General features: G+C 68.7%; 23 protein-coding genes. 14 read left to right on the top strand and 9 right to left on the bottom strand.

Annotated elements, in window-relative coordinates:
* Positions 1 to 8: 8 nt before the first annotated feature.
* Entirely contained in the window at positions 9 to 1,724 is a 1,716-nt protein-coding gene (locus tag MJ605_RS17135; protein ID WP_243042715.1) for a M1 family metallopeptidase, read from the bottom strand.
* Between the two features lie 93 nt (positions 1,725 to 1,817).
* Positions 1,818 to 3,197, bottom strand: coding sequence for a leucyl aminopeptidase family protein (locus MJ605_RS17130; protein ID WP_243042714.1), 1,380 nt, complete (start codon positions 3,195 to 3,197; stop codon positions 1,818 to 1,820).
* Positions 3,198 to 3,650: 453 nt separating this feature from the next.
* On the opposite strand from MJ605_RS17130, the gene MJ605_RS17125 reads away from it, so the two are divergent.
* The 3 genes from MJ605_RS17125 (at position 3,651) to MJ605_RS17115 (ending at position 8,636) form a co-directional block, all read left to right on the top strand.
* Entirely contained in the window at positions 3,651 to 3,875 is a 225-nt protein-coding gene (locus MJ605_RS17125; protein WP_243042712.1) for a hypothetical protein, read from the top strand.
* 169 nt (positions 3,876 to 4,044) lie between these two features.
* A complete protein-coding gene (gene mgtA / locus MJ605_RS17120; protein ID WP_243042710.1) occupies positions 4,045 to 6,714 on the top strand; it encodes a magnesium-translocating P-type ATPase in 2,670 nt (889 codons plus the stop codon).
* Between the two features lie 272 nt (positions 6,715 to 6,986).
* Positions 6,987 to 8,636, top strand: coding sequence for a Na/Pi cotransporter family protein (locus MJ605_RS17115; RefSeq protein ID WP_243042709.1), 1,650 nt, complete (start codon positions 6,987 to 6,989; stop codon positions 8,634 to 8,636).
* Between the two features lie 22 nt (positions 8,637 to 8,658).
* On the opposite strand, the gene MJ605_RS17110 is transcribed toward MJ605_RS17115, so the two are convergent.
* On the bottom strand, positions 8,659 to 9,285 hold the full coding sequence (locus tag MJ605_RS17110) for a DedA family protein (RefSeq protein ID WP_243042707.1): 627 nt from the start codon (positions 9,283 to 9,285) through the stop codon (positions 8,659 to 8,661).
* Positions 9,286 to 9,477: 192 nt separating this feature from the next.
* The gene (gene dnaG, locus MJ605_RS17105) at positions 9,478 to 11,232 is read right to left on the bottom strand and encodes a DNA primase (protein WP_243042705.1); all 1,755 of its coding nucleotides are present in this window, start codon (positions 11,230 to 11,232) and stop codon (positions 9,478 to 9,480) included.
* A 141-nt stretch (positions 11,233 to 11,373) separates the two neighbouring features.
* On the opposite strand from dnaG, the gene MJ605_RS17100 reads away from it, so the two are divergent.
* On the top strand, positions 11,374 to 12,042 hold the full coding sequence (locus MJ605_RS17100) for a GNAT family N-acetyltransferase (protein WP_243042704.1): 669 nt from the start codon (positions 11,374 to 11,376) through the stop codon (positions 12,040 to 12,042).
* Here the strand turns inward: MJ605_RS17100 and MJ605_RS17095 are convergent.
* The 3 genes from MJ605_RS17095 to rpsU form a co-directional block, all read right to left on the bottom strand.
* Positions 12,029 to 12,199 (bottom strand): DUF1328 domain-containing protein, encoded by a 171-nt coding sequence (locus MJ605_RS17095; RefSeq protein WP_243042702.1) that lies wholly within the window; start codon positions 12,197 to 12,199, stop codon positions 12,029 to 12,031. The two genes, MJ605_RS17100 and MJ605_RS17095, sit on opposite strands and share 14 nt — an antisense overlap.
* 163 nt (positions 12,200 to 12,362) lie before the next feature.
* Positions 12,363 to 12,809, bottom strand: a complete 447-nt coding sequence (locus tag MJ605_RS17090; RefSeq protein ID WP_243042701.1) for a GatB/YqeY domain-containing protein — start codon at positions 12,807 to 12,809, stop codon at positions 12,363 to 12,365.
* Positions 12,810 to 12,977: 168 nt separating this feature from the next.
* Entirely contained in the window at positions 12,978 to 13,193 is a 216-nt protein-coding gene (gene rpsU, locus MJ605_RS17085; protein WP_038621768.1) for a 30S ribosomal protein S21, read from the bottom strand.
* 69 nt (positions 13,194 to 13,262) lie between these two features.
* Between rpsU and tsaD the strand changes: the two genes are divergently transcribed.
* From tsaD to MJ605_RS17050, 7 genes are all read left to right on the top strand, one after another.
* On the top strand, positions 13,263 to 14,330 hold the full coding sequence (gene tsaD, locus MJ605_RS17080; RefSeq protein ID WP_243042699.1) for a tRNA (adenosine(37)-N6)-threonylcarbamoyltransferase complex transferase subunit TsaD: 1,068 nt from the start codon (positions 13,263 to 13,265) through the stop codon (positions 14,328 to 14,330).
* 122 nt (positions 14,331 to 14,452) lie between these two features.
* On the top strand, positions 14,453 to 14,812 hold the full coding sequence (gene folB / locus MJ605_RS17075) for a dihydroneopterin aldolase (protein ID WP_243042697.1): 360 nt from the start codon (positions 14,453 to 14,455) through the stop codon (positions 14,810 to 14,812).
* Positions 14,813 to 14,814: 2 nt separating this feature from the next.
* A complete protein-coding gene (gene folK, locus MJ605_RS17070; RefSeq protein ID WP_243042696.1) occupies positions 14,815 to 15,297 on the top strand; it encodes a 2-amino-4-hydroxy-6-hydroxymethyldihydropteridine diphosphokinase in 483 nt (160 codons plus the stop codon).
* 215 nt (positions 15,298 to 15,512) lie between these two features.
* Positions 15,513 to 16,565 carry a LacI family DNA-binding transcriptional regulator gene (locus MJ605_RS17065; protein ID WP_243042695.1) on the top strand — a complete coding sequence of 351 codons (1,053 nt, stop codon included), beginning with the start codon at positions 15,513 to 15,515 and terminating at the stop codon, positions 16,563 to 16,565.
* A 275-nt stretch (positions 16,566 to 16,840) separates the two neighbouring features.
* Positions 16,841 to 17,644: a ribosome small subunit-dependent GTPase A gene (locus tag MJ605_RS17060; protein ID WP_243042693.1), complete on the top strand. Its 804-nt coding sequence runs from the start codon at positions 16,841 to 16,843 to the stop codon at positions 17,642 to 17,644.
* 121 nt (positions 17,645 to 17,765) lie between these two features.
* On the top strand, positions 17,766 to 18,011 hold the full coding sequence (locus MJ605_RS17055; RefSeq protein WP_243042692.1) for a hypothetical protein: 246 nt from the start codon (positions 17,766 to 17,768) through the stop codon (positions 18,009 to 18,011).
* A gap of 253 nt (positions 18,012 to 18,264) precedes the next feature.
* The gene (locus MJ605_RS17050; RefSeq protein WP_243042690.1) at positions 18,265 to 18,876 is read left to right on the top strand and encodes an OmpA family protein; all 612 of its coding nucleotides are present in this window, start codon (positions 18,265 to 18,267) and stop codon (positions 18,874 to 18,876) included.
* 72 nt (positions 18,877 to 18,948) lie between these two features.
* On the opposite strand, the gene rho is transcribed toward MJ605_RS17050, so the two are convergent.
* Positions 18,949 to 20,667: a transcription termination factor Rho gene (gene rho, locus MJ605_RS17045; RefSeq protein ID WP_243042688.1), complete on the bottom strand. Its 1,719-nt coding sequence runs from the start codon at positions 20,665 to 20,667 to the stop codon at positions 18,949 to 18,951.
* A 154-nt stretch (positions 20,668 to 20,821) separates the two neighbouring features.
* Positions 20,822 to 21,148: a thioredoxin TrxA gene (trxA, locus tag MJ605_RS17040; protein WP_243042687.1), complete on the bottom strand. Its 327-nt coding sequence runs from the start codon at positions 21,146 to 21,148 to the stop codon at positions 20,822 to 20,824.
* A gap of 511 nt (positions 21,149 to 21,659) precedes the next feature.
* Between trxA and MJ605_RS17035 the strand changes: the two genes are divergently transcribed.
* The 3 genes from MJ605_RS17035 to ftsX all read left to right on the top strand — a co-directional run bounded on the left by MJ605_RS17035 (position 21,660) and on the right by ftsX (position 25,279).
* Complete coding sequence (locus MJ605_RS17035) at positions 21,660 to 23,396, top strand: DEAD/DEAH box helicase (RefSeq protein ID WP_243042685.1); 1,737 nt, start codon at positions 21,660 to 21,662, stop codon at positions 23,394 to 23,396.
* 219 nt (positions 23,397 to 23,615) lie between these two features.
* Complete coding sequence (gene ftsE, locus MJ605_RS17030; protein WP_243042684.1) at positions 23,616 to 24,293, top strand: cell division ATP-binding protein FtsE; 678 nt, start codon at positions 23,616 to 23,618, stop codon at positions 24,291 to 24,293.
* Between the two features lie 2 nt (positions 24,294 to 24,295).
* Positions 24,296 to 25,279 carry a permease-like cell division protein FtsX gene (gene ftsX, locus MJ605_RS17025; protein WP_279237631.1) on the top strand — a complete coding sequence of 328 codons (984 nt, stop codon included), beginning with the start codon at positions 24,296 to 24,298 and terminating at the stop codon, positions 25,277 to 25,279.
* Positions 25,280 to 25,339 lie beyond the last annotated feature (60 nt).

Raw genomic sequence — 25,339 nt, 5'->3', positions numbered from 1 at the left:
GCCGGCGGCTATTTCGGCTTCTTCTCCGCTTGTTCCTTGCGCCACTGCTGGTATTCGGCGACGTGCGGCTGGTCGCGCAGCAGTTTGCTGCGCGGGTCCAGGATCACCAGCGTGCCGGCCGGCGCTTCCACGCTGCCGTCGCCGCCGGCCATCGGCAGGGTGACCAACCGATCGCCGACTTGCACTTCCACCGGCATCGGGAACGGTTTGTCGTGCGGCACCTTCCAGTGCACATGCAAGATGTTGCCGTCCTGGCGCGTTTCCAGCGATGGCAGGGCGGCCTCGCGCAGGTAGACGTCGAAAAACCAGCCCAGGTCGCGCCCGGTCACCTGGTCCACGATGGCGATGTAGTCGCCGGTGGTAGCGTAGTGCGGCGCGAAGTTGCCGGGCTCGGGATCCGGACGTCCATACACGAGCCGGCGGATGCTCTCGAAGAACGCCCGGTCGCCGATCAGCTGCCGCAGCGTATGCAGCATCAGCGAGCCCTTGTAGTAGATATCGTTGGCGGGACCGTGGCCGGCGTCGTACACCTCGTGCTCGAACTGGCTGCGCCCGGCCACGATGGGGTAGGCGTTGCGCACCATGCCGCGCTCGTTCTGCAGCATGGCGAAGTACGGCATGTCGCCGTACAGGTACTGACCGTACAGCGGCTGCATGTAGGTGCCGAAGCCTTCGTGCAGCCACATGTCGTCCCAGTCGGCATTGGTCACCTGGTTGCCGAACCACTCGTGCGAGAACTCGTGCTGCAGCAGCCAGTCGAAGCCGTACTCGCTGCGCGGGTAGCCGTTGCCGTAGGCGTTGATGGTCTGGTGCTCCATGCCCAGGTGCGGCGTCTCCACCACGCCCATCTTCTCGTCGCCGAACGGGTAGGGTCCGATCTCCTGCTCGAAGAAGTCGAGCATGCGCGGGAACTCGCCGAACAGCCGCCTGGCCTGCGCCTCGTGGCCGCGCAGGTACCACATCTGCATCGGGATCGTGTTGCCGTAGCGGCTGTGGTAATCGCCCTTGAGCACCTCGAACGGGCCGACATTGATCGAGACGGCATAGGTAGTGGGATGCCTGGCGCGCCAATGGTAGGTATGGGTGGCGCCATGCTCCCTGATGTCCACCAGCACGCCGTTGCCCGGCGCGGCCAGCGACTTGGGTACGGTGACATAGGTATCGACCAGGGCGGGCTTGCCCTGCGGATGATCGATGCACGGCCAGAACAGGTCGCAGCCCTCGCCTTCCACCGCCGTGGCAATCCAGGGCTGGCCGTCCTCGGTGTGGCTCCACACGAAGCCGCCATCCCAGGGCGCCTTCTTCGCCACGTGCGGCTTGCCGCCGTAATGGATTTCCACCGTGGCCTTGCCATCCTTGGCCAGCGGCCTGGGCAACTGGATGCGCAGGCGTCCGTCCGGATTGCTCCACTGGCCCGCATCCAGTGTCTTGCCGTTGACGCTGAGGCGATGGATGGCGAGGTTGGGGTCCAGGTCCAGCAGCAGCGCGTCCGTGGCCTCACGGGCGCTGAAGGCGAGCTTCGCCGTGGCATCCAGGGTCTGCTGCGCCGGATCCACGCTGAAGTGCAGCTCGGCATGCTCGAAGCGCACGCGCTGCTGCTCCACCGGCATTGGGCCGCCCGAGCGCAGGGTCTGCTCGCTGAGCGGGGGCTGGGTGGCCTGGGCGTGGGCGAGAGAGGCGAGCGCGGCGCACAGGGCGAGGGTGAGCAGGCGGGGTACCGTCATGAGTGGTTTTGGTTTTTTTTGCGCGTGGGCAGGATGGGGTCTTGTTGTCGTGGTGGATAGCGGGGCTATCGGCGGGCGGCAATCCAAGACCCATCAGCGCTTGTAGCGCCCCCTCAAGAACGCAAAGAACGCCCTCAACCCCAGCGCCTCTCCGCCCCGCGGCCGTCCCGGACGATCCGCGTCGTTCCATGCATAGGTATCCAGGTGCATCCACGGCGTGGCTTCCGGTACGAAGCGTTCCAGGTACAGCGCGGCGGTGATCGCGCCGGCGTGGCGCGAGGTGCCGGAGTTGGCAAGGTCGGCCAGGTAGGATTCGAGCATCTTGCGGTAGGGGCGCCACAGCGGCAGCCGCCACAGTGAATCGCTCGCCGCGCGGCCCGCGGTCAGTACCTGCTCGGCGATGTCGTCGCGGTTGGCGAACAGGGCCGGCAGGTCCGGGCCCAGCGCGATGCGCGCCGCGCCGGTGAGGGTGGCGAAGTCGACGATCAGTTCGGGCTGCTGCTCGCTGGCGTAGGCCAGCGCGTCGCACAGCACCAGGCGGCCTTCGGCGTCGGTGTTGTCCACCTCCACGCTGAGGCCGGCGCGGGTGACGATCACCTCGCCCGGGCGCATGGCGGCGCCGGATACGGCGTTCTCCACGGCGGGAATCAGCAGCTGCAGGCGCACCGGCAGCCTGGCCTGCATGACCAGGCCGGCCAGCGCGATCGCGTGCGCGGCGCCGCCCATGTCCTTCTTCATCCAGCGCATGCCGTCGGCGGGCTTGAGATCGAGGCCGCCGGTGTCGAAGCACACCCCCTTGCCGATCAAGGAGAGCTTGGGATCGCCGGCCTTGCCCCAGGTCAGCTCGACCAGGCGCGGGGCGCGATGGCTGCCGCGTCCCACCGCGTGGATGGTGGGGAAGTTCGCTTCCAGCAGTTCGTCGCCCACCCATTCGCGCACCTTGGCCTTGTGCGCCTTGCCCAACTGCTTGACCGCCTCGGCCAGTTGCTTCGGGCCCATGTCCTCGGTCGGTGTGTTGACCAGGTCGCGCACCAGCGTGGTGGCTTCCACCAGCGGCGCCAGCTCGGCGAGATCGGCGGCGGCGATGGCCAGCCGGGCCGGCGCGCGGCGCGGCTTGCGGTAGCGGGTGAACTCGTAGGCGCCCAGGGCCCAGCCGAGCGCGGCCTGCCGGACGTCCCTGAGCACGCCTTCGTCGGCCAGGTGGTAGGTGGCCTCGGGCAGCGTGCGGGGCAGGGCGCCCAGCGCACCCAGCGCATCGCCCGCATCGACGCCGGCCAGCACGCGCACCAGCTTGCCGCCCTCGTCGGCGAGCAGGGCGAAGGTGCCGGGCGCGGCCTCGAAGCCGCTGTCGCCCAGCCAACGTCGCTGGGCGGCGGTGAGGCGGCGTTTGGTGGCAGTGTAGTGGGCGGCGTCGGTGGTCTCGATGGCGATGCTGTGGCGATCGCCGGTCTTGCGTTCGATCAAGGCGGACATGAGGTTCCTTGGCGCGGCAGGTGCTGGCCGGGATGCGATGGGAAATACCCTCCATGATGCGCGCTTTTGCCGTGGGGGGCGAGGTGGACCTATGTCGACGGACCGTGATCGCACGCCCGTGCGTGGCCCTCGCGGGCCTGGCGTTTCCTGAAGCGTGCGACGGCTTTGGGCCCGCCGGTCGCTGTCACGGGGTTGACACTTGCGCATCGCAGCAAGACAATGCGCGCGCCGCCCGGCGCGTCGCGCCCGGTGGCTTCCTGTCCTACCAACCCAAGGCATATGGACGTTTACCCTAGTCGCAACGTCGACATCCGCGAGCATCGGGTGCCGGCATTGCATAACAAGCTGAACTGCTGCGGCGACCGCCTGCGGTCGGCTGGCGCTTTCCTCGACTAGGGAAGTCCGGCCCGCCTCTGACGGCGCCGTCGGCGCCGTTAACGAGGAGAAAGGGCCATGAAGCTCCTTCGCGATTTCTTCCGTCTGCGTCCGGGTCGCCGCGCGGATACCCGCCGTTCCTGGACGATCACCGTTCCCGCTCCCCTGGACGAGGTCCAGGCTCAGGCCGCGCTCGACATGCGCTGGAATGCCGATGCCTCGCGCGGCCGTCCGGTCGCCCGCTGGCACGAACAGGCCGCTTCGCAAGCTCATCGTCATCTGCAGCTGGTATCCAGTCACTGATGAAGGCCTCGTCGCGCCCCGAGCCGCTTCCTCGCAAAGGCTGGCCTCCGCCAGTCCCGGGGACGCGGCTGCGACGAAGTCCGTAGCGCAGGTCCTGGCGTCACGCGCGGGATGATCCCGCCGGCTCGCTGGTCCGGCCCAGATGTCACCGATTTCACGGAAGCGAGTCATGCTCAAGCACTCCACCCAGACCGTCACCGGCAAGGCGGCCGGCAAGGCTGCCACGGCCCCCGTGCGCGTGGCCGTCGCGCAGGAAGCGTTCCGCCACAACGAGGCGCTGTACGCCGCGCTGGACACCAGCGCCGCCGGCCTCGACGAAGAACAGATCGCCGAGCGGCTGGACCGCGACGGCGCCAACGAGGTGTCGCACGAGAAGCCGCCGCACTGGTCGCTGCAGTTGCTGCGCGCATTCAAGAATCCGTTCATCGTGGTGCTGCTGGTGCTGGCGGCGGTACAGCTGGCCACCGATGCCAGCGATCTCACCGGGCCGATCATCATCGCGGCGATGGTGGGCATCAGCGTGGTGCTGAGCTTCACGCAGGAATACCGTTCGTCCAAGGCGGCCGAGAATCTCAAGGCGATGGTGCGCAACACCGCTACGGTGACGCGCCGTGCTTCCGACGGCCATAGCGAGCGCATCGAGGTGCCGGTGGGCGAACTGGTGGCCGGCGACATCGTGCACCTCGCCGCAGGCGACATGGTGCCCGCCGACCTGCGCCTGGTCTCGGCCAAGGACCTGTTCATCAGCCAGGCCATCCTGACCGGCGAGTCGCTGCCGGTGGAGAAGTCGGCACCCGCGCACAGCCATCGCGAGGACGAGCTGGACAACGGCCAGCACGGCGACAACCCGCTGGACCTGCCCACCGTCTGCTACATGGGCACCAACGTGGTGAGCGGCAGCGCCACCGCCGTGGTGGTGGCCACCGGCGCGCGCACCTACCTCGGCTCGCTGGCGCACACCATCGTCGGCCAGCGCGTGCAGACCAGTTTCGACCGGGGCGTCAACAGCGTCAGCTGGCTGCTGATCCGCTTCATGGCGGTGATGGTGCCGATCGTCTTCGTCATCAACGGCTTGGACAAGCATGACTGGCTGCAGGCGTTCCTGTTCGCGCTGTCGGTGGCGGTGGGCCTGACCCCGGAGATGCTGCCGCTGATCGTGACGGCGAACCTGGCCAAGGGCGCGCTGGCGATGTCCAAGCGCAAGGTGGTGGTCAAGCGTCTCAACGCGATCCAGAACTTCGGCGCGATGGACGTGCTGTGCACCGACAAGACCGGCACGCTGACGCTGGACAAGATCGTGCTGGAGCGCCACCTCGACCTGTACGGCGAGGAATCGGACGAGGCGCTGGAATACGGCTATCTCAACAGCCGCTTCCAGACCGGCCTGAAGAACCTGATGGACAAGGCGGTGCTGACCCATCGCGACCTGGAAGAAGTCGCGCAGCACTACCGCATCGTCGACGAGATCCCGTTCGACTTCCAGCGCCGCCGCATGTCGGTGGTACTGGGCAACGGCGACGGCCACGAGCTGCTGGTGTGCAAGGGCGCGGTCGAGGAGATGCTGTCGATCTGCGCCTACGCCAAGGCAGGCGACGAAATACTGCCGATGACCGACGAGATGCGCGCGGACATCAAGGCGATGACGCGCCGCCTCAACGAGGACGGCCTGCGCGTGCTGGTGGTGGCGATCAAGCGCCAGCCGCCGGCGGAGCGCGCCTACGGCGTGGCGGACGAGGCCAACCTGGTGGCGATCGGCTGCCTGGCCTTCCTCGATCCGCCGAAGGATACGGCCGCCACCGCCATCGCCGCGCTGCACCACCATGGCGTCGAGGTGAAGGTCATCACCGGCGACAACGAGGCGGTGACGCGCAAGATCTGCCGCGAGGTGGGCCTGGACGTGGAGCATTCCGCGCAGGGCAAGCATATCGAGCCGCTGGACGACGACGAGCTGGACGCGCTGGTCAAGCGCACCACGGTGTTCGCCAAGATGTCGCCGCTGCAGAAGGCGCGCGTGGTGAAGGCGCTGCAGCGCCAGGGTCACACGGTGGGCTTCCTGGGCGACGGCATCAACGATGCGCCGGCGCTGCGCGAGGCGGACGTGGGCATCTCGGTGGACACCGCCACCGACATCGCCAAGGAGTCGGCCGACATCATTCTGCTGGAAAAGAACCTGATGGTGCTGGAAGAGGGCGTGATCGAGGGTCGCATCACCTTCGGCAACATCATCAAGTACATCAAGATGACCGCCAGCTCCAACTTCGGCAACATGTTCTCGGTGCTGATCGCCAGCGCGTTCCTGCCGTTCCTGCCGATGCTGCCGCTGCAGATCCTGGTGCTGAACCTGCTCTACGACATCTCGCAGTTGTCCATTCCGTTCGACCGCATGGACGATGCCTACCTGCGCAAGCCGCGCAAGTGGGACGCCAGCGACATCGGCCGCTTCATGGTGTGGATCGGCCCGGTCAGCTCGATCTTCGACGTCACCACCTTTCTGCTGCTGTGGTACGTGTTCGGCGCGAACTCGCCGGAACACCAGTCGTTCTTCCAGTCCGGCTGGTTCATCGAGAGCCTGCTCACGCAGACGCTGATCGTGCACATGATCCGCACGCGACGCATCCCGTTCGTGCAGAGCATCGCCTCCGCGCCGGTGCTGGCGCTCACCACGGCGATCATCATCGTCGGCTTGCTGGTGCCCTATACCGGCCTGGGCGCGAAGATCGGCATGGTGGCGCTGCCGGGCGTGTACTTCGGCTGGCTGGCGCTGACGGTGCTGACCTACTGCGTGCTGACCCAGCTGATGAAGCTGATCTATATCCGGCGCTACGGGCGCTGGCTGTGAGGTGAGGGCGCGGCGGCTGGTAACGTCCGCCGCGCCACACACAACGCTCGTCATTCCGGCGCTGGCCGGAATCCAGTAGCGGCACGATTCGGTTGCCGTCGAAGAGCTGACCGGCCTTGACGCGACGATCCACCTTCAGCGCACCTGGATTCCAGCCTGCGCCGGAATGACGGCGAGGGTACTCTGGCGCGCTGGGCATCCCGTCTTAGCGCCTCCCGCAAGGGAGCACGGGGATGCTGCGTGCATTCCGTCCGCCCCGAGGAGACCGCGCCATGAAAGGCACCTTCGCCCTGCTCGACATCGCCGGCTACGTCGCCCTGCTGCTGTGGGGCACGCACATGGTCACCAGCGGCGTGCTGCGTGGCTACGGCAGCATGCTGCGCCGCTGGATGGGCCGCTACCTGGCCCATCGCCCGGCCGCGTTCGGCTTCGGCGTGTGCGTCACCGCGCTCCTGCAGAGCAGCACGGCCACCGGGCTGATGGCGACTTCGTTCGCCGCCAGCGGCTTCCTCGGCCTGGCGCCCGGGCTGGCGGTGATGCTCGGCGCCAACGTGGGCACCACGCTGATCGTGCAGGTGATGTCGTTCGACATCGCCATCGTGGCGCCGGTGCTGGTCCTGGTCGGTTTCGCGATCCATCGCCGCACCGACGACGTGAGCTTCGAGAACATCGGCCGCGTGTCGATCGGCCTGGGCCTGATGCTGCTGGCGCTGCACCTGCTGGTGGGCGCGATGGCGCCGGTGGAGAACGCCCAGGTGCTGCGCGCGATCCTGCAGAGCCTGGCCAGCGAGCCGGTGCTGGCGATGCTGGTGGCCGCGCTGCTGACCTGGGCCTGCCATTCCAGCGTGGCGGTGGTGCTGCTGATCGTGTCGCTGGCCAATGCCGGCGTGGTGGATGCGGCCGGCGCGCTGGCCCTGGTGCTGGGCGCCAACCTCGGCGGCACCATCCCCGCGCTGATGGAGGCGCATACGCCGGTGGCGCGGCGCCTGCCGATGGGCAACCTGCTGGTGCGTGCGGCCGGCTGCGTCGTCTGCCTGCCGCTGCTTCCACTGGTCGCGCACTGGCTGGCGCCGCTGGGGGCCTCCCCTGCGCGCATCGCGGTGAACTTCCACACCGCGTTCAACCTGGCGCTGGCCGTGGCCTTCATCGTGCCGGTGCAGAGCCTGGCGCGCCTGCTGGTGCGCCTGTTGCCCGAGCCGCCCGCGCCGAACGATCCCGGCGTGCCGCAGTACCTGGACGAAGGGGCGTTGGATTCGGCCAACGTGGCCCTGGCCAACGCGGTGCGCGAGTCCATGCGCATGGCCGACATGGTGGAGGGCATGCTCAAGGGCCTGGTCGAGGTGTTCGGCAAGGACGACCGTGCGCGCGCCACCGCGATCGGCCGCACCGACCAGTGGCTGGACCGCCTGGGCATGGCCATCCGCGAATACCTGGCCGACCTCGGCGGCGAGGCGCTGAACGAGGAGGACGGCGAGCGCAGCCAGGAGATCCTGGCCTTCGTGATCAACCTCGAGCACATCGGCGACATCACCGCCAACAACCTGATGGAGTTCGCCGCCAAGAAGGCGCAGGCCGGGCAGGACTTCTCCGCCGAGGACATCCAGGACCTGGCGGCCATGCATGCCCAGGTGATGGAAAGCCTGCGTCTGGGCCTCACCGTGTTCCTGCGCGGCGACCTGCGCGCGGCGCAGCAGCTGGTGGCGCGCAAGGAGGCGCTGTGGCGGCTGGAGAACGAGGCCTCCGAGCGGCACATCAAGGCCTTGCGCGAACGCCGCGACGGCGGTGGCGGCGCGGACGTCTATCTGCGCATCCTGCGCGATCTCAAGCGTGTCCATTCGCATCTGGCGGCCTTGGCCTACCTGCCATTGGAACGGGCCGGGATGCTGCAGGACCGGCTGGTGCGCGAGCCGGCGGCGGGCTGACGCGGTTCGAGCGGGGAAGGCGTCAGCGCGAGCCCGACTCGCAGGCCAGCCGGCGCTTGTGCCGCCACCACAGCGCCAGGGTCACCGCCAGGACCAGCCCGCCGACCACCCACAGGCCGTTCTGCCCGCGATGGATCCACATGGCCAGCCATTCGTGGTTGTCGGCGCCCAGGTAGCCCAGGTACACCCAGATCGGCACGCTGATCAGCGCGGCCAGGCCGTCGAGCAGCAGGAAGCGCAGGAACGACACGCGGTGGGTGGAGCCTGCGGTGATGAACACCGCGGTGCGCATGCCCGGCAGGAAGCGGGCGATGAACATCAAGCGGTTGCCGTAGTGCTCGAATTTCTCCTGCACCTTGGCGTAGCGCCCGGGCGTGAGCACGCGGGCCACCAGCCGCCATTGCAGGATGCGCGCGCCGTAGTGGTGGCCCAGCAGGAACATGCCGGCATCGCCCACCAGCACGCCGGCCATGCCGACGCCGACCATGACGTGCACGCTGCCGTAGCCCAGGCCGCTGATCACGCCGCCGGCGACCAGGGTGATGTCCTCGGGCAAGGGCAGGCCCCCGCCGCACAGCAGCAACGCGATGAACACCGCGAGGTAGCCGTTCTCGGCGAACAGGGTCACCAGTCGTTCAAGCAGTTCCATCTACGTATGGCCCGGAGTGTGTTGCCATGCCTTCGAGTATCGGTCGATGATCCCATACGGAGGCGTCGGCATGTTTGCCGTGGCGCAGGTGTCCGGCGCCCTCGCCGGGGACGCGGGATGAGGCGGCCATCTTGCCGGGTCGTTGGTTAGAAGCCTGTTCTTTGGAACGCCGCTGTCACAGGGCGTGCGGATTCAGCCCGGCACCGCCCTGGCGGCCAGCAGTTCGCGCAGCTCGGCCTTCTCGGCGCTGTCCAGCGCGCCCTCGCGGCTCTTGGCGGTCAGCCAGTCGCGCCGCTGGATCACCGCCTGTTGTTCCATGCGCTTGAGCGCGTCGAAGAATTCCGCGCGCTGCGCTTCCGGCTCGCCCACCACCATCGCCGCCATCAGCTTCTGCAGGGCGGCGTACTCGGGACGCTCGGCGAAGTGTTCCACCAGCATGGCGGGGTTGATGCCGGGACGCGAGCGGGCCAGGTCGATCAGCTCGGCCAGCAGCTCCACGCCCGGCTTGTCCAGGCGCAGGAAGCCGTAGGGCCGCTCCACCTGGTCGGCCATGCCCGGCTGCGCGAGCAGCAGGGCGATCGCGCTGCGCACCAGCGAGCGCTGCACCACGGTCGGCCGCTGCACCGGGCGGCGCGACGAGGGATCGGCCTGCAACACCGCGCGCGCGCCGGTACGCTTTTCCAGCTCCTGCGCCATCAGGTCGCGGAAGGCGCCATCCGGCAGCCGGGCGATCAGCGGGCGCGCCCGCTCGGCCAGGCGGGCACGGCCGTCCAGGCTGCCGACGTCCACCTCGTGCGCGAGTTCGCCGAAGAAGTATTCCGACAGCGGCGTGGCCGCCTTCAGACGCTGCTCGAAACCGTCCTTGCCCTCCTTGCGGATCAGCGTATCCGGGTCCTCGCCCTCGGGCAGGAACAGGAAATAGGCCTGGCGGCCGTCGCGCAGGCGCGGCAGCGCCGATTCCAGCGCCTTCCACGCGGCGGCGCGGCCGGCACGGTCGCCGTCGAAGCAGAACACCACGTCGGGCGCGGCGCGGAACAGCACCTCGGTGTGCTCGGGCGTGGTGGCGGTGCCCAGGGTGGCCACCGCGATGGGCAGGCCGGCCTGGTGCATGGCGATCACGTCCATGTAGCCCTCGACCACCACGATGCGCGACAGGCTGGGATTGGCCTGCTTCACCTGCCACAGCGCGAACAGCTCGCGGCCCTTGTGGAACAGCGGGGTTTCCGGCGAGTTGAGGTACTTCGGACCATCGCTCTTGCGCGCGTCCGGCGCGCCACCATCGCCGGAGGGGATGATCCTTCCGCCGAAGGCGATCACGCGCCCGCGCCGGTCCAGGATGGGGAACATCAGGCGTTCGCGGAAACGGTCGTAGCGGTGGCCGCGCTCGTTGCTGGCCACCATGCCCGCCTCATTGAGCAACTGCATGCGGCGGTCGTTGCCGCCCAGCGCCTTGATCACGCCGTCGAAGCCGGCCGGCGCCCAGCCGATGCGGAAGCGCTTGATGGTTTCGGCATCGAGCCCGCGCTTGCGGCAATAGGCCTGCGCCTCGGCGCTCCTGGGCAGCTCGCCCTCGTACCAGCGGGCGGCGGCGTCGAGCAGGGCGTAGAGATCGGTCTTGTCCTCGCGCGGGGCGCGGTCGTCGCCGCCCTCGCGCGGCACGGTGAGGCCCACCGACTGCGCCAGTTCCTCCACCGCGTCGGGGAACTCCAGTCGTTCGTAGTCCATCAGGAACTTCAGCGCGCTGCCGTGCGCGCCGCAGCCGAAGCAGTGGAAGAACTGCTTGGCCGGGCTGACGTAGAACGAGGGCGTACGCTCGTTGTGGAACGGGCAGCAGGCGGTCCATTCGCGCCCGGCCTTCTTCAGCGGCACGCGCCGCTCGATCACATCGACGATGTCGACGCGGGCAAGCAATTCGTCGATGAAGCTGTCAGGGATACGTCCGCGCATGAGGTGCCTAGTGTAGAGGTTCCCGGGAGAGCCTGTTCACGATGGCCGCTTTGGCCCCCTTGCCGGGCCGCGCCGGCCACTGTGCCGGCCGGTGGCCTGTCCTTATGCTGCCGCGGGAGGCCGGCGGGTTCCGGGGGCGATATGGCGGACATGGCAGGGGCGGGCCAGCGGGTGCGTTTCCGCCCTGCCATGCCCGGGGATGCGGCAGCGGCGGTGCCGCTGATCTACAGCTCGGGGCCGGCGGCGTTCGACTACGTGTTCGCCACTGCGCGCGGCGGCGACGCGCAGGCCTTCCTGCACCGCTGCTTCATCGACGGCGCGGGCGAGTTCGGCTGGCGCAACCATGCGGTGGGCGTGCTCGATGGCCGGGTAGTGGCGGTCGGGGCCGGCTATGGCGCCGACCGCAAGTGGCCATTCACCCTGGCGGCCGCCCGGCAGATCCTGGGGCACTACGGCGCCGGTGCCGGGCCGGGTGTGATCGCGCGCGGCCTGCGCGTGGAGGCGGTGATCCGGCCGCCGGACGGCGACATGCATTACCTCGCCCACCTGGGCGTGGCGCCGGCATTGCGTGGCCAGGGCGTCGGACGCGCCTTGATCGACTGGCTGGCCGATGCGGCGCGCGAGGCGGGGCGCCGCCGCCTCGCGCTGGATGTTTCCACCAGCAACCCGCGCGCCGAGGCGCTTTACCGCCGCCTCGGCTTCATCGTGGTAGGCGAGCGACGCTCGCGCCTGGCCAACGGGCAGGGCCGGGTGGCCGATCATCGGCGCATGGAGCGCAGGCTCGATGCGGTCTCGGCTAGACCACCTTGAACACGCCCACCACCGCCAGCAGGGCCAGCAGGAACAGGATCAGGAAGATCGCGAACAGGACCTTGGCGATCGTGGCGGCGACGCCGGAGACGGTGCCGAATCCCATCCAGCCGGTCACCAGCGAGACGATGGCGAAGATGATGGCCCACTTGAGCATGCGTCACTCCTTGCATCCGCCAGGGGATCTGGCCGCCCAGTTGTAGGCAGCGGGATGTGAAGGGCATGCAGGCAGGAGCTGCGGGTGGCGTGCAAGTTGTCCCGGCAGGCCGGTCCGGTCATCGGCCGGACAGCCGCCAAGTGGCGCGTGAAGGCGGCGTCGATCAGCCGGCCAGGCGCGCCTTGATGCGGCCGGACACCACGCCCATGTCGGCGCGGCCGGCGGCCTTTTCCTTCACCGCGGCCACCACCTTGCCCATGTCGCGCGGCGAGCTGGCGCCGGTCTCGGCGATCGCGGCGGTAATCAGCGCGTCGATCTCCGCGTCGCCGAGCTTGGCCGGCAGGTAACCCTCGATCACGCCCATCTCGGCGCGCTCGACGTCGGCCAGGTCCTGGCGGTTGGCGGCCTCGTACTGGCTGATCGAGTCCTTGCGCTGCTTGACCATCTTCTCCAGCACGGCCAGCGTCTGTGCGTCGTCCAGCTCGATGCGCTCGTCCACCTCGCGCTGCTTGACCGCCGCCAGGATCAGGCGGATCACGCCCAGGCGTTCCTTGTCGCCGCCGCGCATGGCGGTCTTCATGTCGTCGGTGAGCTGCTGCTTGAGAGTCATGGTCTTTCCTCGGAAACACACAAAGCCGGCGTCGCATGGAGCAACGCCGGCCAGTGTAAGGTTTCGAAGGCAGTGGCAGCGAATGGACGCGCCAGCTGCCGAGCTACCCGCACGGCGCCAGGGGCGCCGGAGCCTTCAGGAGCATCCGCGACGAGGCGGACGCAAGACTCAGTACAGGCGGGTGCGACGCGAGGTATCGCGCGAGAGGCGGCGCAGGTGGCGCTTCACGGCGGCGGCACGCTTGCGCTTGCGCTCCTGGGTCGGCTTCTCGTAGAACTCGCGCTTGCGGGTCTCGGCCAGGATGCCGGCCTTCTCGCAGGTGCGCTTGAAGCGACGGAGGGCAAGCTCGAACGGCTCGTTCTCGCGGACTTTTACGCTGGGCATGGAAACTCCAAGTGGTAGACTGGCCCGCCTTGACGAGCCGTAGGAATACGGTGAGCCGCGAAGTATAACGTGGAAACGACAGCATTTTCAAAGCCCCATCCCGGCAAGCCGGTACTGGGCATCGAGACCTCCTGCGACGAGACCGGCGTGGCCCTGCTGCGCTGGGAGCCGCGCTCGCCGGGCCGGGGCCTGCTTTCACATACCCTCTACAGCCAGATCAAGCTGCACGCCGAATACGGCGGAGTGGTGCCCGAGCTGGCCAGCCGCGACCACGTGCGCAAACTGCTGCCGCTGGTGCGCGAGGCGCTGGCCGAGGCCGGCCTGGCCCCGTCGGACCTGGGCGGCGTCGCCTATACCGCCGGCCCCGGCCTGGTCGGCGCCCTGCTGGTGGGCGCCTCGGCGGCCCGCGCGATGGCCTGGGCCCTGGGCGTGCCGGCGATCGGCGTGCACCACATGGAAGGCCACCTGCTGGCGCCGCTGCTGGAGGACGACCCGCCCGAGCCGCCGTTCGTGGCGCTGCTGGTGTCCGGCGGCCACTCGATGCTGGTGGAAGTGAAGGGCATCGGCGAGTACCGCATCCTCGGCGACACGCTGGACGACGCCGCCGGCGAGGCCTTCGACAAGACCGCCAAGCTGATGGGCCTGCCGTATCCCGGCGGCCCGGCGCTGGCCCGGCTGGCCGAACAGGGGCGGCCGGGGGCATTCCGTTTCTCCCGTCCGATGACCGACCGCCCCGGCCTGGACTTCAGCTTCTCCGGACTCAAGACCCAGGTACTGCTGGCGTGGCAGCAGTCGGACCAGGGCGAGCAGACCCGTGCCGACATCGCCCGCGCCTTCGAGGAGGCGATCGTCGATACCCTGGTCATCAAGTGCCGCCGTGCCTTGCAGGCCAGCGGCGCCCGGCGGCTGGTGATCGCCGGCGGCGTGGGCGCCAACCAGCGCCTGCGCGCGGCGCTGGCGGCGGCGGGCGAAAAGGACGGCTTCAAGGCCTACTTCCCGCGCCTGGCCTTCTGCACCGACAACGGCGCGATGATCGCGCTGGCCGGCGCGATCCGTCTCGCTCATGGCCAGCACCAGGACGCCTCGGTGCAGGTATTCCCGCGCTGGGATCTGGAAAGCCTGCCGCCGGCGACCTAACCGATCACCTGGTTGCCTGTGGGAGCGCACCCTGTGCGCGACGGCGAGGGACCCAAGCCCGGAAATCTGTCGCCGTCGCGCACAGGGTGCGCTCCCACAACGACGCCGTTACGCTATCCGCCATGGATATCGTTTTCATCGAAGACCTGCGCATCGACGCCGTGATTGGCATCTACGACTGGGAGCGCCGCGTGCGCCAGACCCTTGCGTTCGATATCGAGATGGCGTTCGACAACACCGTGCCCGCCGCCAGCGACGACATCGCCCACACGCTCAACTACAAGGACGTGTCCAAGCGGCTGATCGAGTACGTCGGCGCGTCCAGCTTCGGCCTGGTGGAGACGCTGGCCGAGCGCTGCGCGGCGATCATCCGCGAGGAGTTCGGCGTGGCCTGGGTGCGCCTGAAGCTGTCCAAGCCCGGCGCCGTGCGCGGCGCCAGGGCGGTGGGCGTGCGCATCGAGCGCGGCACCCGGCCGCAATGACGATGGCGCGCGTCTACCTGAGCCTGGGCTCCAACCTCGAACCCCATCGCTACCTCCGCGCCGCGTTGGAGGAACTGCGCGCGCGCTTCGGCACGCTGACGGTGTCGCCGGCCTATCGCAGCAAGTCGGTGGGCTTCGATGGCGCCGACTTCGTCAACCTCGCCGTGGGACTGGACACGGACCTGTCCCCGGAGGCGCTCAACGACTGGCTGCACGCGCTGGAGGACCGCCACGGCCGCCGCCGCGACGTGCCGCGCTACGCCGACCGCACGCTGGACGTGGACATCGTGCTCTACGACGACCTGGTGCGGCAGGGCGAAGATCACCTGGACATCCCGCGCAAGGAACTGCGCCACGCCTTCGTGCTCAAGCCCATTGCCGACATCGCGCCGCAGCTGGTGCATCCGCGCGACGGCCGCAGCATGGCCGAGCTGTGGGCCGCCTTCCCGGCGGAGAGCGAGCCGCTGGCGGTCGAGCCGCTGTGAAGCGATGCAGCCTCGCCTGATGTGGGAGCGCACCCTGTGCGCGGCGCGGTGGCGCCGGATGGGTCAAGTCGCGCACAGGGTGCGCTCCCACAATCCAGGCGTCGGGTCCCGGATGAGGCCGCAGGATCCCGCGATGCGTCTCCTCCGGCGCTTCTTGTAAGGGCCGGGCGCGGGAGGCATAGTCAACCGGCAGTTCGGCATGGCCGGGAGAACACATGCGGGTACGCCTGGAAGATGTAGCGCGCGCGACGGGTGTCTCGCCCAAGACGGTGTCCCGTGTCCTCAACGAGGAACCGTCGGTCAAGGAATCCACGCGACAGAAAGTGCTGGCCGCGATGGAGTCGATGAACTACCGGCCCAGCCCCGCGGCCCGCGGGTTGGCCGGTAGCCGTTCGTTCCTGGTGGCCATGCTGTACGACAACAACGACAACCCGGCCTCCACCTATCTCGCCGAGATCCAGGATGGCGTGCTCGATGCCTGCGACGCGCATCGCTACAGCATGATGGCCTGTCCGCTGCGGGTGCGTGGCAAGGATTTCATCCGGCGCGTCGATGCGCTGGTGTCCGACCACCATATCGACGGCGTGATCGTGACGCCGCCGCTTACCGACTACGCGCCATTGCTGCAGCGACTGAAGGAGCGTGGCGTGCCCTATGCGAGCATCTCGCCGGTGCATCACGACGATGCCATCGGCGTGTGCATGGACGAGCCGTTGGCCGCCAAGGCGCTGGTGGGACACCTGGTGGAACTGGGGCATCGGCGCATCGCCTATATCGCCGGCTTCGCCAACCATGGCGCGAGTCGTTGGCGCCTGGCCGGCTACCGCGCCGCGTTGGCGGAAGCGGGCATCGCCTTCGATCCGGCCTACGTGGCGCAGGGCGAGTTCACCTTCGGCTCGGGCGTGCTGGCCGCGCGGCAGCTGTTCGCGCTGCCCGAGCCTCCCACCGCGATCTTCGCCGCCAACGACGACATGGCCGCCGGCGTCATGTGGGCGGCGAACGAGCGCGGGCTGAAGGTGCCGCGCGACCTCTCGGTCTGCGGCTTCGACGATACGCCGCTGGCCACCCAGCTGTGGCCGCCGCTGACCACGGTGCGGCAGCCCAGCCGCGAGATGGGCAAGCTCGCGGCCCTGCAGCTGATGGAAGTATTGCGGGGGCGCGGCAAGGGCCTGCTGGTGCAGGTGCCCTATGCGCTGCAGTTGCGCGAATCGACCTCGGCGCCGCCGCGATCCGCCCAAGCCAGGGGGCGGCGCAAGACAGGCGCATGACCACCCGTTTCGGGCGGCCGCGCGCATCCGTCATCGCTGACGAAAATCAGCGCTTGCGCGCGCTGCGCCGCATGGCTACCCTGCGCGTCCCATCCACCCAGCCACAAGGAGGAAACAGACAATGAATGTTGCAGCAGCCTCCGCCGGGTCGTCGCGCATCTGAAGATTACGCTGGCTTGCCGCCGGCGCGCTTCATCCCCTTGCCCACGCACCCTGGCGTTTCGCTCGGCCCCGCATCGGGAGGCCGTCGTTTCTCCTATTTCCAGGGTGGCTCCATGTCTTTCCGGACGTTTTCGCTGCACCAGCTCGGCTGGCGGCCCGACTACGCGCAACATCTGACGCTCGACGATTTCGAGGCCGGCACACCGGCCAGGGTGCTCGCCGTGCATGCCGCCAGGCTGGAGGTCTATGCCTCCAGCGGCATCCGCCGGGTGGAACGGCCCGATCACCTGGCCGGCGCGGACGTGGCCGTCGGCGATTGGCTGATGGTGGGGCGCGAATCGCCGTCGGTGCGGCGGCGGTTGCCGCGCCGGTCGCTGCTGGAAGGTCTTTCGGCGGATGGCGCGGGGCGCATGGCCGTAGCCAATCTCGATACGCTGCTGGTCGTCCTGCGCGGCGACGACGACCTCGCCGTCACGCGTGCCGCGCGGCACGTGGCGCTGGCGACGGATGCCGGCATCGAACCATTGGTGCTGGCGATGGGGACCGCCGCGCGGTTGCCGTCGCCGCAACTGCGTGCCGCGCCGACGATCGTGGCGTCCGCGGAGGGCGCCGGCGTCCTGCGGCAACTGGCGTCCTGGCTGGTGCCGGGCCATACGCTCGCCATCGCCGGTCCCTCGGGAAGCGCGACGCGGGGACTGATCCGCAGCCTCACGGCCGGCGCGTCGCCACGGGCTTCCGTGGGCGACGATGCCCGGGTCCGGGTGCCGGGCGGATTGCTCGCCACGGCGACCGGTGCCTGGATCGTCGACCTGATGGTGCGGCGCCACGGCCAGCGCGTGACGAGTGGCGGGCCATGCCACGCCAGGCGATGCGGCGGCGCCCCGGCGGTGGCGTGGATGCCCCTCGCGCATTCCTGAGCGCGGTGAAAGCCGGCGCCCATGCCGTGCGGAACCTCACGATCTTGCGCCGGCCAACGCCTGGCGTGTTCGCGCGTTCCATGCGTGGTTCGTCACTGGCGTCTGAAACTGAAGGGGAAGCATGCGCGCGAGCGAATTCCAGCGTTGGACCAAGATCCGCAAGCAAGGAATGCTGCGTTTCGTCATGCGCAGCGGGGTGGTGTTCTACGGCATACCCATGTTCGTCATCATGACTTACCTGATTCCGCATCCGCGCCTGTCCACGGGGCAATCGGCCCTGCTCTGGCTCGTGGCGGGCGCGTGCTACGGCGCCGCCTTGTGGCTGGTGCAGGAGCGCCGCTACCACAGGATGGCCGGCCGATCCTGATGCGGGCGCATCGCCGCGATGCGACCGATGTTCATCTGATGTTTCACTGGAACGGTGCATGGTTGCTGCGCGGTGGCCCGCTCGCGAGGGCCGTCGTTTCATGCTGTCCATTGCCGGAAATGGACGTCCAACGTCCTGCGTGAAGCCGCTTTTCTTTGCATCGGCTTGACGTCTCCGGCGGATACTTCCCGGCGCGGACGCTGGCCGTCGAAGCGGGCATGCGTGCGCGCCGCCAACGAAGAGGAGACCAGCCATGGCAAGTGCAGGCTATCGAATCGGTCGTGGATGCGCCGGCATTTTCGTCGCCGCGCTTTGCGGCTGCACCGGGTACGTCAAGCAGAGCGATTTCAACGCGGCCATCGCGGAGCTACGCAGCAACGACCAGAAGCAGCAGCAGGAGATCGACGCGATCACGCAGGAGATGCACCAGAAGTTCGCCCAGTACGATACGCAGATCACAGCCATGCAGGGCCGCATCAGCGTGGATACCATCGCGCACTTCGACACCAACCAGAGCACCTTGCGCGACGAGGACAAGCAGCGCCTGGACGACTTCGCGAAGGTGATGCGCGAACACCATGCGAGTGCGGTGATCACCGCCGAAGGCTTCGCCGATCCATCGGGTTCGGCCGGCTACAACCAGCGCCTGGCGCTCAAGCGCGCGCAGGCGGTGCGCGACTACCTGGTGCAGAACGGCAGCCTCAACGCCGACCAGGTGCGCGCCGTGGGCTACGGCAAGGTATCCAACCGCCAGGTGGTGAAGGGCGCGACGGGTGACCAAGGGCTGCCCAATCGCCGCGTGTCGCTGGTCACCGACTTTGCCGGCAGCGCCACCGGAAGCACGGCGGATGCTGGCCATACCTGAGATGCGGCAGTTACGCCATGAACGACAAAGGCCGCCCTCGGGCGGCCTTTGCTTGCGGCGGGCGATGGGCGATCAGCGCTTCATCGAATTGAAGAACTCGTCGTTGGACTTGGTGTTCTTCATCTTGTCGAGCATGAACTCCATCGCGGCCAGCTCGTCCATCGGATGCAGCAGCTTGCGCAGGATCCAGATCTTGGAGAGCAGGTCCGGCTCGATCAGCAGGTCCTCGCGGCGGGTGCCGGAGCGGTTGATGTCGATGGCCGGGTAGACGCGCTTCTCGGCGATGCGGCGGCTCAGGTGCACTTCCATATTGCCGGTGCCCTTGAATTCCTCGTAGATCACCTCGTCCATCTTGCTGCCGGTGTCGGTCAGCGCGGTGGCGATGATGGTCAGGCTGCCGCCTTCCTCGACGTTGCGCGCCGCACCGAAGAAGCGCTTGGGGCGCTGCAGGGCGTTGGCGTCCACGCCGCCGGTGAGCACCTTGCCGGAGCTCGGCACCACAGTGTTGTAGGCGCGGGCAAGGCGGGTGATGGAGTCGAGCAGGATCACCACGTCCTTCTTGTGCTCGACCAGGCGCTTGGCGCGTTCGATCACCATCTCGGCGACCTGCACGTGGCGCACGGCCGGCTCGTCGAAGGTCGAGGAGATCACCTCGGCACGCACGGTGCGGGCGATTTCCGTCACTTCCTCCGGACGCTCGTCGATCAGCAGCATGATCAGGTGGACGTCCGGATGGTTGTACTGGATGGCCTGGGCCACGTTCTGCAGCATCATCGTCTTGCCGGACTTCGGCTGGGAGACGATGAGGCCGCGCTGGCCGCGACCGATCGGCGCCACCAGGTCGAGGATGCGGCCGGTGATGTCCTCGGTGGAGCCGTTGCCGCGCTCGAGCTTGAACGCCTTGCGCGGGAACAGCGGCGTCAGGTTCTCGAACAGCATCTTGTTCTTCGACGCCTCCGGCGGATCGCCGTTGATGTCGTCGACCTTGAGCATCGCGAAGTAGCGCTCGCCTTCCTTCGGGTGGCGCACGCGACCGGTGATGTAGTCGCCGGTGCGCAGGTTGAAGCGGCGGATCTGGCTGGGCGACACGTAGATGTCGTCCGGGCCGGCGAGGTAGGACTCGTCGGCCGAGCGCAGGAAGCCGAAGCCGTCCTGCAGGATCTCCAGCACGCCCTCGGCCCAGATGCCGCCGCCGGAGCGGGCATGGGCCTTGAGGATGGAGAAGATCACGTCCTGCTTGCGGGCGCGCGCCACGCCTTCCTGGATGCCCAGCGATTCGGCGAATTCCAGCAGCTGGATCGCGTTCTTGCGCTTGAGCTCGGTGAGGTTGATCAGGCGGTCGTTGCTGCCGGCGTCAGCGTAGTCGTCGTCCACCGGCAGGCCGTTGTTGTTGCGCGGGTGCTGCGGGTTGCCGCCGCCTTGGCCGCGCTGCTGGTTGCGCTCGTGGCGACGACGGCGGCCGCGGTCGTTGCGGTTGAAGTTGCCGTTGCCGTTGCCTTGCGGCTGGCCGCCTTCGCGGGCCTCCTGCGGCTGGCGCTGGCCACCTTCGCCCTGCGGGGCGGATTCGGCGGCCGGCGCGGGCGCCGGCGAAAAGGACGTCTCGACCGGCGGTGCGGCGCGCTCGACCGGCGGCAGCGAGGGCATGTCCAGCTGAGCCTGGCGCTCGGCCTTGGCCTCGGCGGTCATGGCATTGGCGGCGGACTTGCGTGGTGCGCGGGTACGGGTCTCGGACACGGGCTTGGCTTCGGCGCCCTGGGCGTCGGTGGTTTCTTTGCTTTCGATATCGGACACGGGCAAACCTCTGCGGGGCGCCGTTGATTGACAGGAGGGAAGGGTTGCGTCGCGCGGACGGCGCGGGGGACAGGACAGTCCCGACGGACACTTGGAATCTATCACTGCGCCCGCGGCGCCGTAAAGCGTCGCGGGCGGGGGCAATTCACGAAACTCAGATGGCCTTGTCGATCATCTGGGCCAGCTGGCCCTTGCTGACCGCGCCGATCTGGGTGGCCTCGACTTTGCCGTTCTTGAACACCATCAGGGTCGGGATGCCGCGCACGCCGTAGTTGCGGGGCGTCTTCTGGTTGTGGTCGATGTTGATCTTGGCGATGCGCAGCTTGCCCTCGTACTGCTTGGCCAGCTCGTCGAGGATGGGAGCGATGGCCTTGCATGGGCCGCACCATTCGGCCCAGAAGTCCAGCAGGACGGGGGTATCGGACTTCAGCACTTCCTGCTCGAAGGCATCGTCGCTCACGTGGGTAATCAGGTCGCTCACCGGGGTCTCCGAAGGTAGGCGGGGGAAGGGTTTCACGACCGCGCGCCCAGCATCGGCTACACTGGGGCGCCCACGAAGCGCGGGGTCGTACCGGGAAGGAAGGCTTTGGCCATTGCGGCTGGCCTCCATTCCAGCGTAACTCGGGGCACGATTCAAGCGATTCAAGGGAGGCCCATGGCTCATTCGGCGCGGCGACACCGGGCTGGCTGGGGCAGGATCTCCCGACAGCGGCCACGGATGGTTCCGTTGACATAGGTGAGAGGGTTTCCCTTGGGATCCAGGGCCTTAGGCTCCATAACCCTTTGACCTATGCCAGCGGAACTGCCGGGTGCCGCCACTCCTCCGGCGCCGGTCCGCGCAGAGGTGTCGCCGGCACGCGCCATCGGTTCGCCCGGGGCCTGCCGCCACCTCCCGGCCCGCCGGCCTTCCACCCGTTCCTTGTAGCGTCTCACCGGCAAGGAGCCAGGCCGCCCCATGGCGTCGCCTGACCAGCGTCCAATTCACAACTCTAATGTCACAAACCGTACTCACCGATACCTTCTTCACCCATTTCGACCTCCATCCGCTGCTCCAGCAAGGCCTCGACGAGGCGGGCTTCACCCGCTGCACGCCGATCCAGGCGCTGACCCTGCCGGTCGCGCTCACCGGCCGCGACGTCGCCGGCCAGGCGCAGACCGGCACGGGCAAGACTTGCGCCTTCCTGGTGGCGATGATGAACCGCCTGCTCACCCAGCCTGCCGTGGCCGAGCGCAAGGACAGCGACCCGCGCGCCCTGGTGATCGCGCCGACCCGCGAACTGGCCATCCAGATCGAGAAGGACGCCAAGGCCATCGGCCGCTACACCGGCCTGCGCACCGCGCTGATCTACGGCGGCGTGGACTACGACAAGCAGCGCCAGCAGCTCAAGGATGGCTGCGACATCATCATCGCCACCCCAGGCCGCTTGCTGGACTACTACAAGCAGCACGTGTTCGGCCTGGACAGCGTCGAGGTGATGGTGATCGACGAGGCCGACCGCATGTTCGACCTCGGCTTCATCAAGGACGTGCGCTTCATCTTCCGCCGCCTGCCGGCGCGCGAGCAGCGCCAGGTGCTGCTGTTCTCCGCCACGCTGAGCCACCGCGTGCTGGAGCTGGCCTACGAGCACATGCACAACGCCGAGAAGCTCGAGGTGGAGACCGACAACGTCACCGCCGACCGCGTGCGGCAGGTCGTCTACTTCCCGGCCAAGGAAGAGAAGATGCCGCTGCTGCTCAACCTGCTCGAGCGCACCAGCCCGACGCGCAGCATCATCTTCGTCAACACCAAGGCCGCCGCCGAACGCATCACCGACCGCCTCAAGCGACAGGGCTACCGCGTGGGCGCGCTGTCTGGCGACGTGCCGCAGCTCAAGCGCCAGAAGCTGCTGCAGCGCTTCCAGGAAGGCCAGCTCGACATCCTGGTGTGCACCGACGTGGCCGCGCGCGGCCTGCATATCCCGGCGGTGAGCCACGTGTTCAACTACGACCTGCCGCAGGACGCCGAGGACTACGTGCACCGCATCGGCCGCACCGCGCGCCTGGGCGCCGAGGGCGATGCCATCAGCTTCGCCTGCGACCTCTATGCGATGAGCCTGCCGGACATCGAGACCTATATCGGCCAGCGTATTCCCGTGGCGAATATCGAGCCGGACATGCTGGTGATGCCCAGGCCGCGCGAGCAGGATGCGCAGTTCGTGGCCGATGCCGCGGCCGACAGCGCCGCCTTTGGCGACAAGGTGGAGCAGCGCGAGAAGGACGGTTCGCGCCGCGGCCCCCGCAACCGCGGCGGCCGCGACGGCGACCGGCCGCGCGGTGACAAGCCGCGTGAGCCGCGCAAGCCCCGCGCGGAGGCTGGCCAGGAAACCACCGCCGCTGTCGTCGTGGCGGCGCCGGCGGAGAGCGCACCGGCGCCGGTGCTGGTCCAGGACGGGTCGGCCGAGGGCGTGGCGCGCAAGCGTCGCCGCCGGCGTGGCGGCCGCAACCGCCGCCGCGATGGCGAGGCGCTGGCTATGGACGTCGCTGCCAACACACCGAACGAGGCCGTCCACGCCGCGCGCGGCGAGCGTCGTCCGCCGCGCGAACACGCCAATGGAGAAGGCGGCAACAGCCATGCGCGCCCCTCGCGCCAGGTGGCCGTCACCGTGGCGAAGCCGGCGGCCGAGCCGGTCGCGCCGCCGCCCAAGGTCGGTTTCTTCCGTCGCCTCAGCCGTTTCCTCACCGGCCGCTGAGCCGTGCGCCATCCCTTCCGGCGAAAGTCGGAAGGGATGGCGCAGGGAACGCGCCCTCGGGACCGCTCTGCGGATGTTCCTTGCGCTACGCGCCTGCCCAGCCCCCGCGGGGATGGTGGGCGCGCGGCCGCTGAATCCACGGTAGCCGCTTGCCGCCGGGCTCCTGACCTTCGTGCAAGCATCCCTTATCCTTGCCGCATCCAGGATCGGGGACGCGCGGTGATCCGCTTCGACCAAGTCAGCAAGCGTTATGAAGGTGGCCACGAGGCCTTGTCGCAGCTTTCCTTCGAGGTGGGCGGGGGCGAGATGGCCTTCGTCACCGGCCACTCGGGTGCGGGCAAGAGCACCCTGCTCAAGCTGCTCGGCCTGATCGAGCGTCCCTCGCACGGGGTCATCACGCTCGACGGGCAGAACCTGGCCAAGGTCGGCCGTGGCGGCATTCCGAAGCTGCGCCGACGCCTGGGCATGGTGTTCCAGGACCACCGCCTGCTGATGGACCGCACTGTGTTCGCCAATGTCGAGCTGCCGCTGATGATCGCCGGCACGGCGCCGAACGAGCGCGCCAAGCGCGTGCGCGCCGCGCTGGAGAAGGTAGGCCTGCTGGCCTACGAGCGGCAGCTGCCCGCCACGCTTTCCGCCGGCGAGCAGCAGCGCGTGGGCATCGCCCGTGCCATCGTGGCCAAGCCCATGCTGCTGGTCGCCGACGAGCCCACCGGCAACCTCGACCCCACGCTGGCAGTGGAGATCATGGGCCTGTTCGCCGAATTCCAGCAGGTGGGCACCACCGTGCTGGTCGCCAGCCATGACCTGCCCTTGATCAAGCGCATGAAAAAGCGGGTGATCGTCCTCGATCATGGCCGGCTGGTGGCCGACGTGGCCGCCGAGGAGGTGCTGTGAGCATGCAAGAGCTGCCTCTCAACGAAAGCCCGCTGCTGGGCGAGAGCCATCCGCGCGGTGGCCGTTCCCGCGCCCGGCCGGTGGCCAGCTGGCGCGAGCACCACGGCTGGAGCGCCTTGGCCAGCCTGCGCCGGCTGATGTCGCGTCCAGTGGGCACCCTGCTGACGGTGGCGGTGATGGCCATCGCGCTGGCCTTGCCGCTCACCTTCTACCTGCTGCTCGGCAACGTGCAGAAGATGGGCGAGGCGCTGGGCCAGAACCAGACCGTCAGCGTGTTCCTGCAGCCCACGCAGGGCGGTTCCGCCGCCGAGCTGACGGCGAAGAAGCTGCGCGACCGCGCCGAGGTGGCCTCGGTCACGGTGAGGACGCCGCAGCAGGGCCTGGACGAACTGGCCCGTATGCAGGGCTTCTCCGGCGCGCTGCATACGCTGGACAGCAACCCGCTGCCCTATGTGCTCGAAGTGCTGCCACGGCCCGACGCAGGCGCCGATGCGGTGGAGCGCCTGGTGGCCGACATGCGCGGCATGCAGGGCGTGGACCAGGTGCAGGACGGCGGCGCCTGGCGCCAGCGCCTGGAGGCGTTGCTCGGCGTGGGCCGGCGCGCGGTGCTGGTGCTGGCCGCGTTGCTGGTGATCGCGGTGCTGCTGGTGGTGGGCAACACGGTGCGCGTGGACATCGCCGGCCGCAGCGAGGAAATCGGCGTGCTGATGCTGGTGGGCGCCAGCCGCGCCTTCGTGCGCCGGCCCTACCTGTATGCCGGCATCTGGTATGGCCTGTTCAGCGGCCTGCTGGCGGTGGGATTCGCCGTGCTGGTGGAACTGGCGCTGGCCGAGCCGGTGGCGCGGCTGGGGCAGGTGTATGCCGGCAAGCTGCAGGTCGACGTGCTGCCGCCCTGGCTGCTTGCCGCCGTGCCGGTGGCGGCGGCCGTGCTGGGCTGGCTGGGCGCGCGCCTGGTCAGCGCCTGGCAGTTGCGCAAGGTGGCATGAAGCGTGCGCGGGCTCACGGCCGTGGCGGGCCGGTCATGCGAGTGTGGCATGGCTGGCGCG

The sequence above is a fragment of the Dyella sedimenti genome (genome assembly GCF_022760995.1).
GTDB lineage: Bacteria > Pseudomonadota > Gammaproteobacteria > Xanthomonadales > Rhodanobacteraceae > Dyella > Dyella sedimenti.
This window is presented reverse-complemented; position numbering and strand designations above follow the sequence as displayed.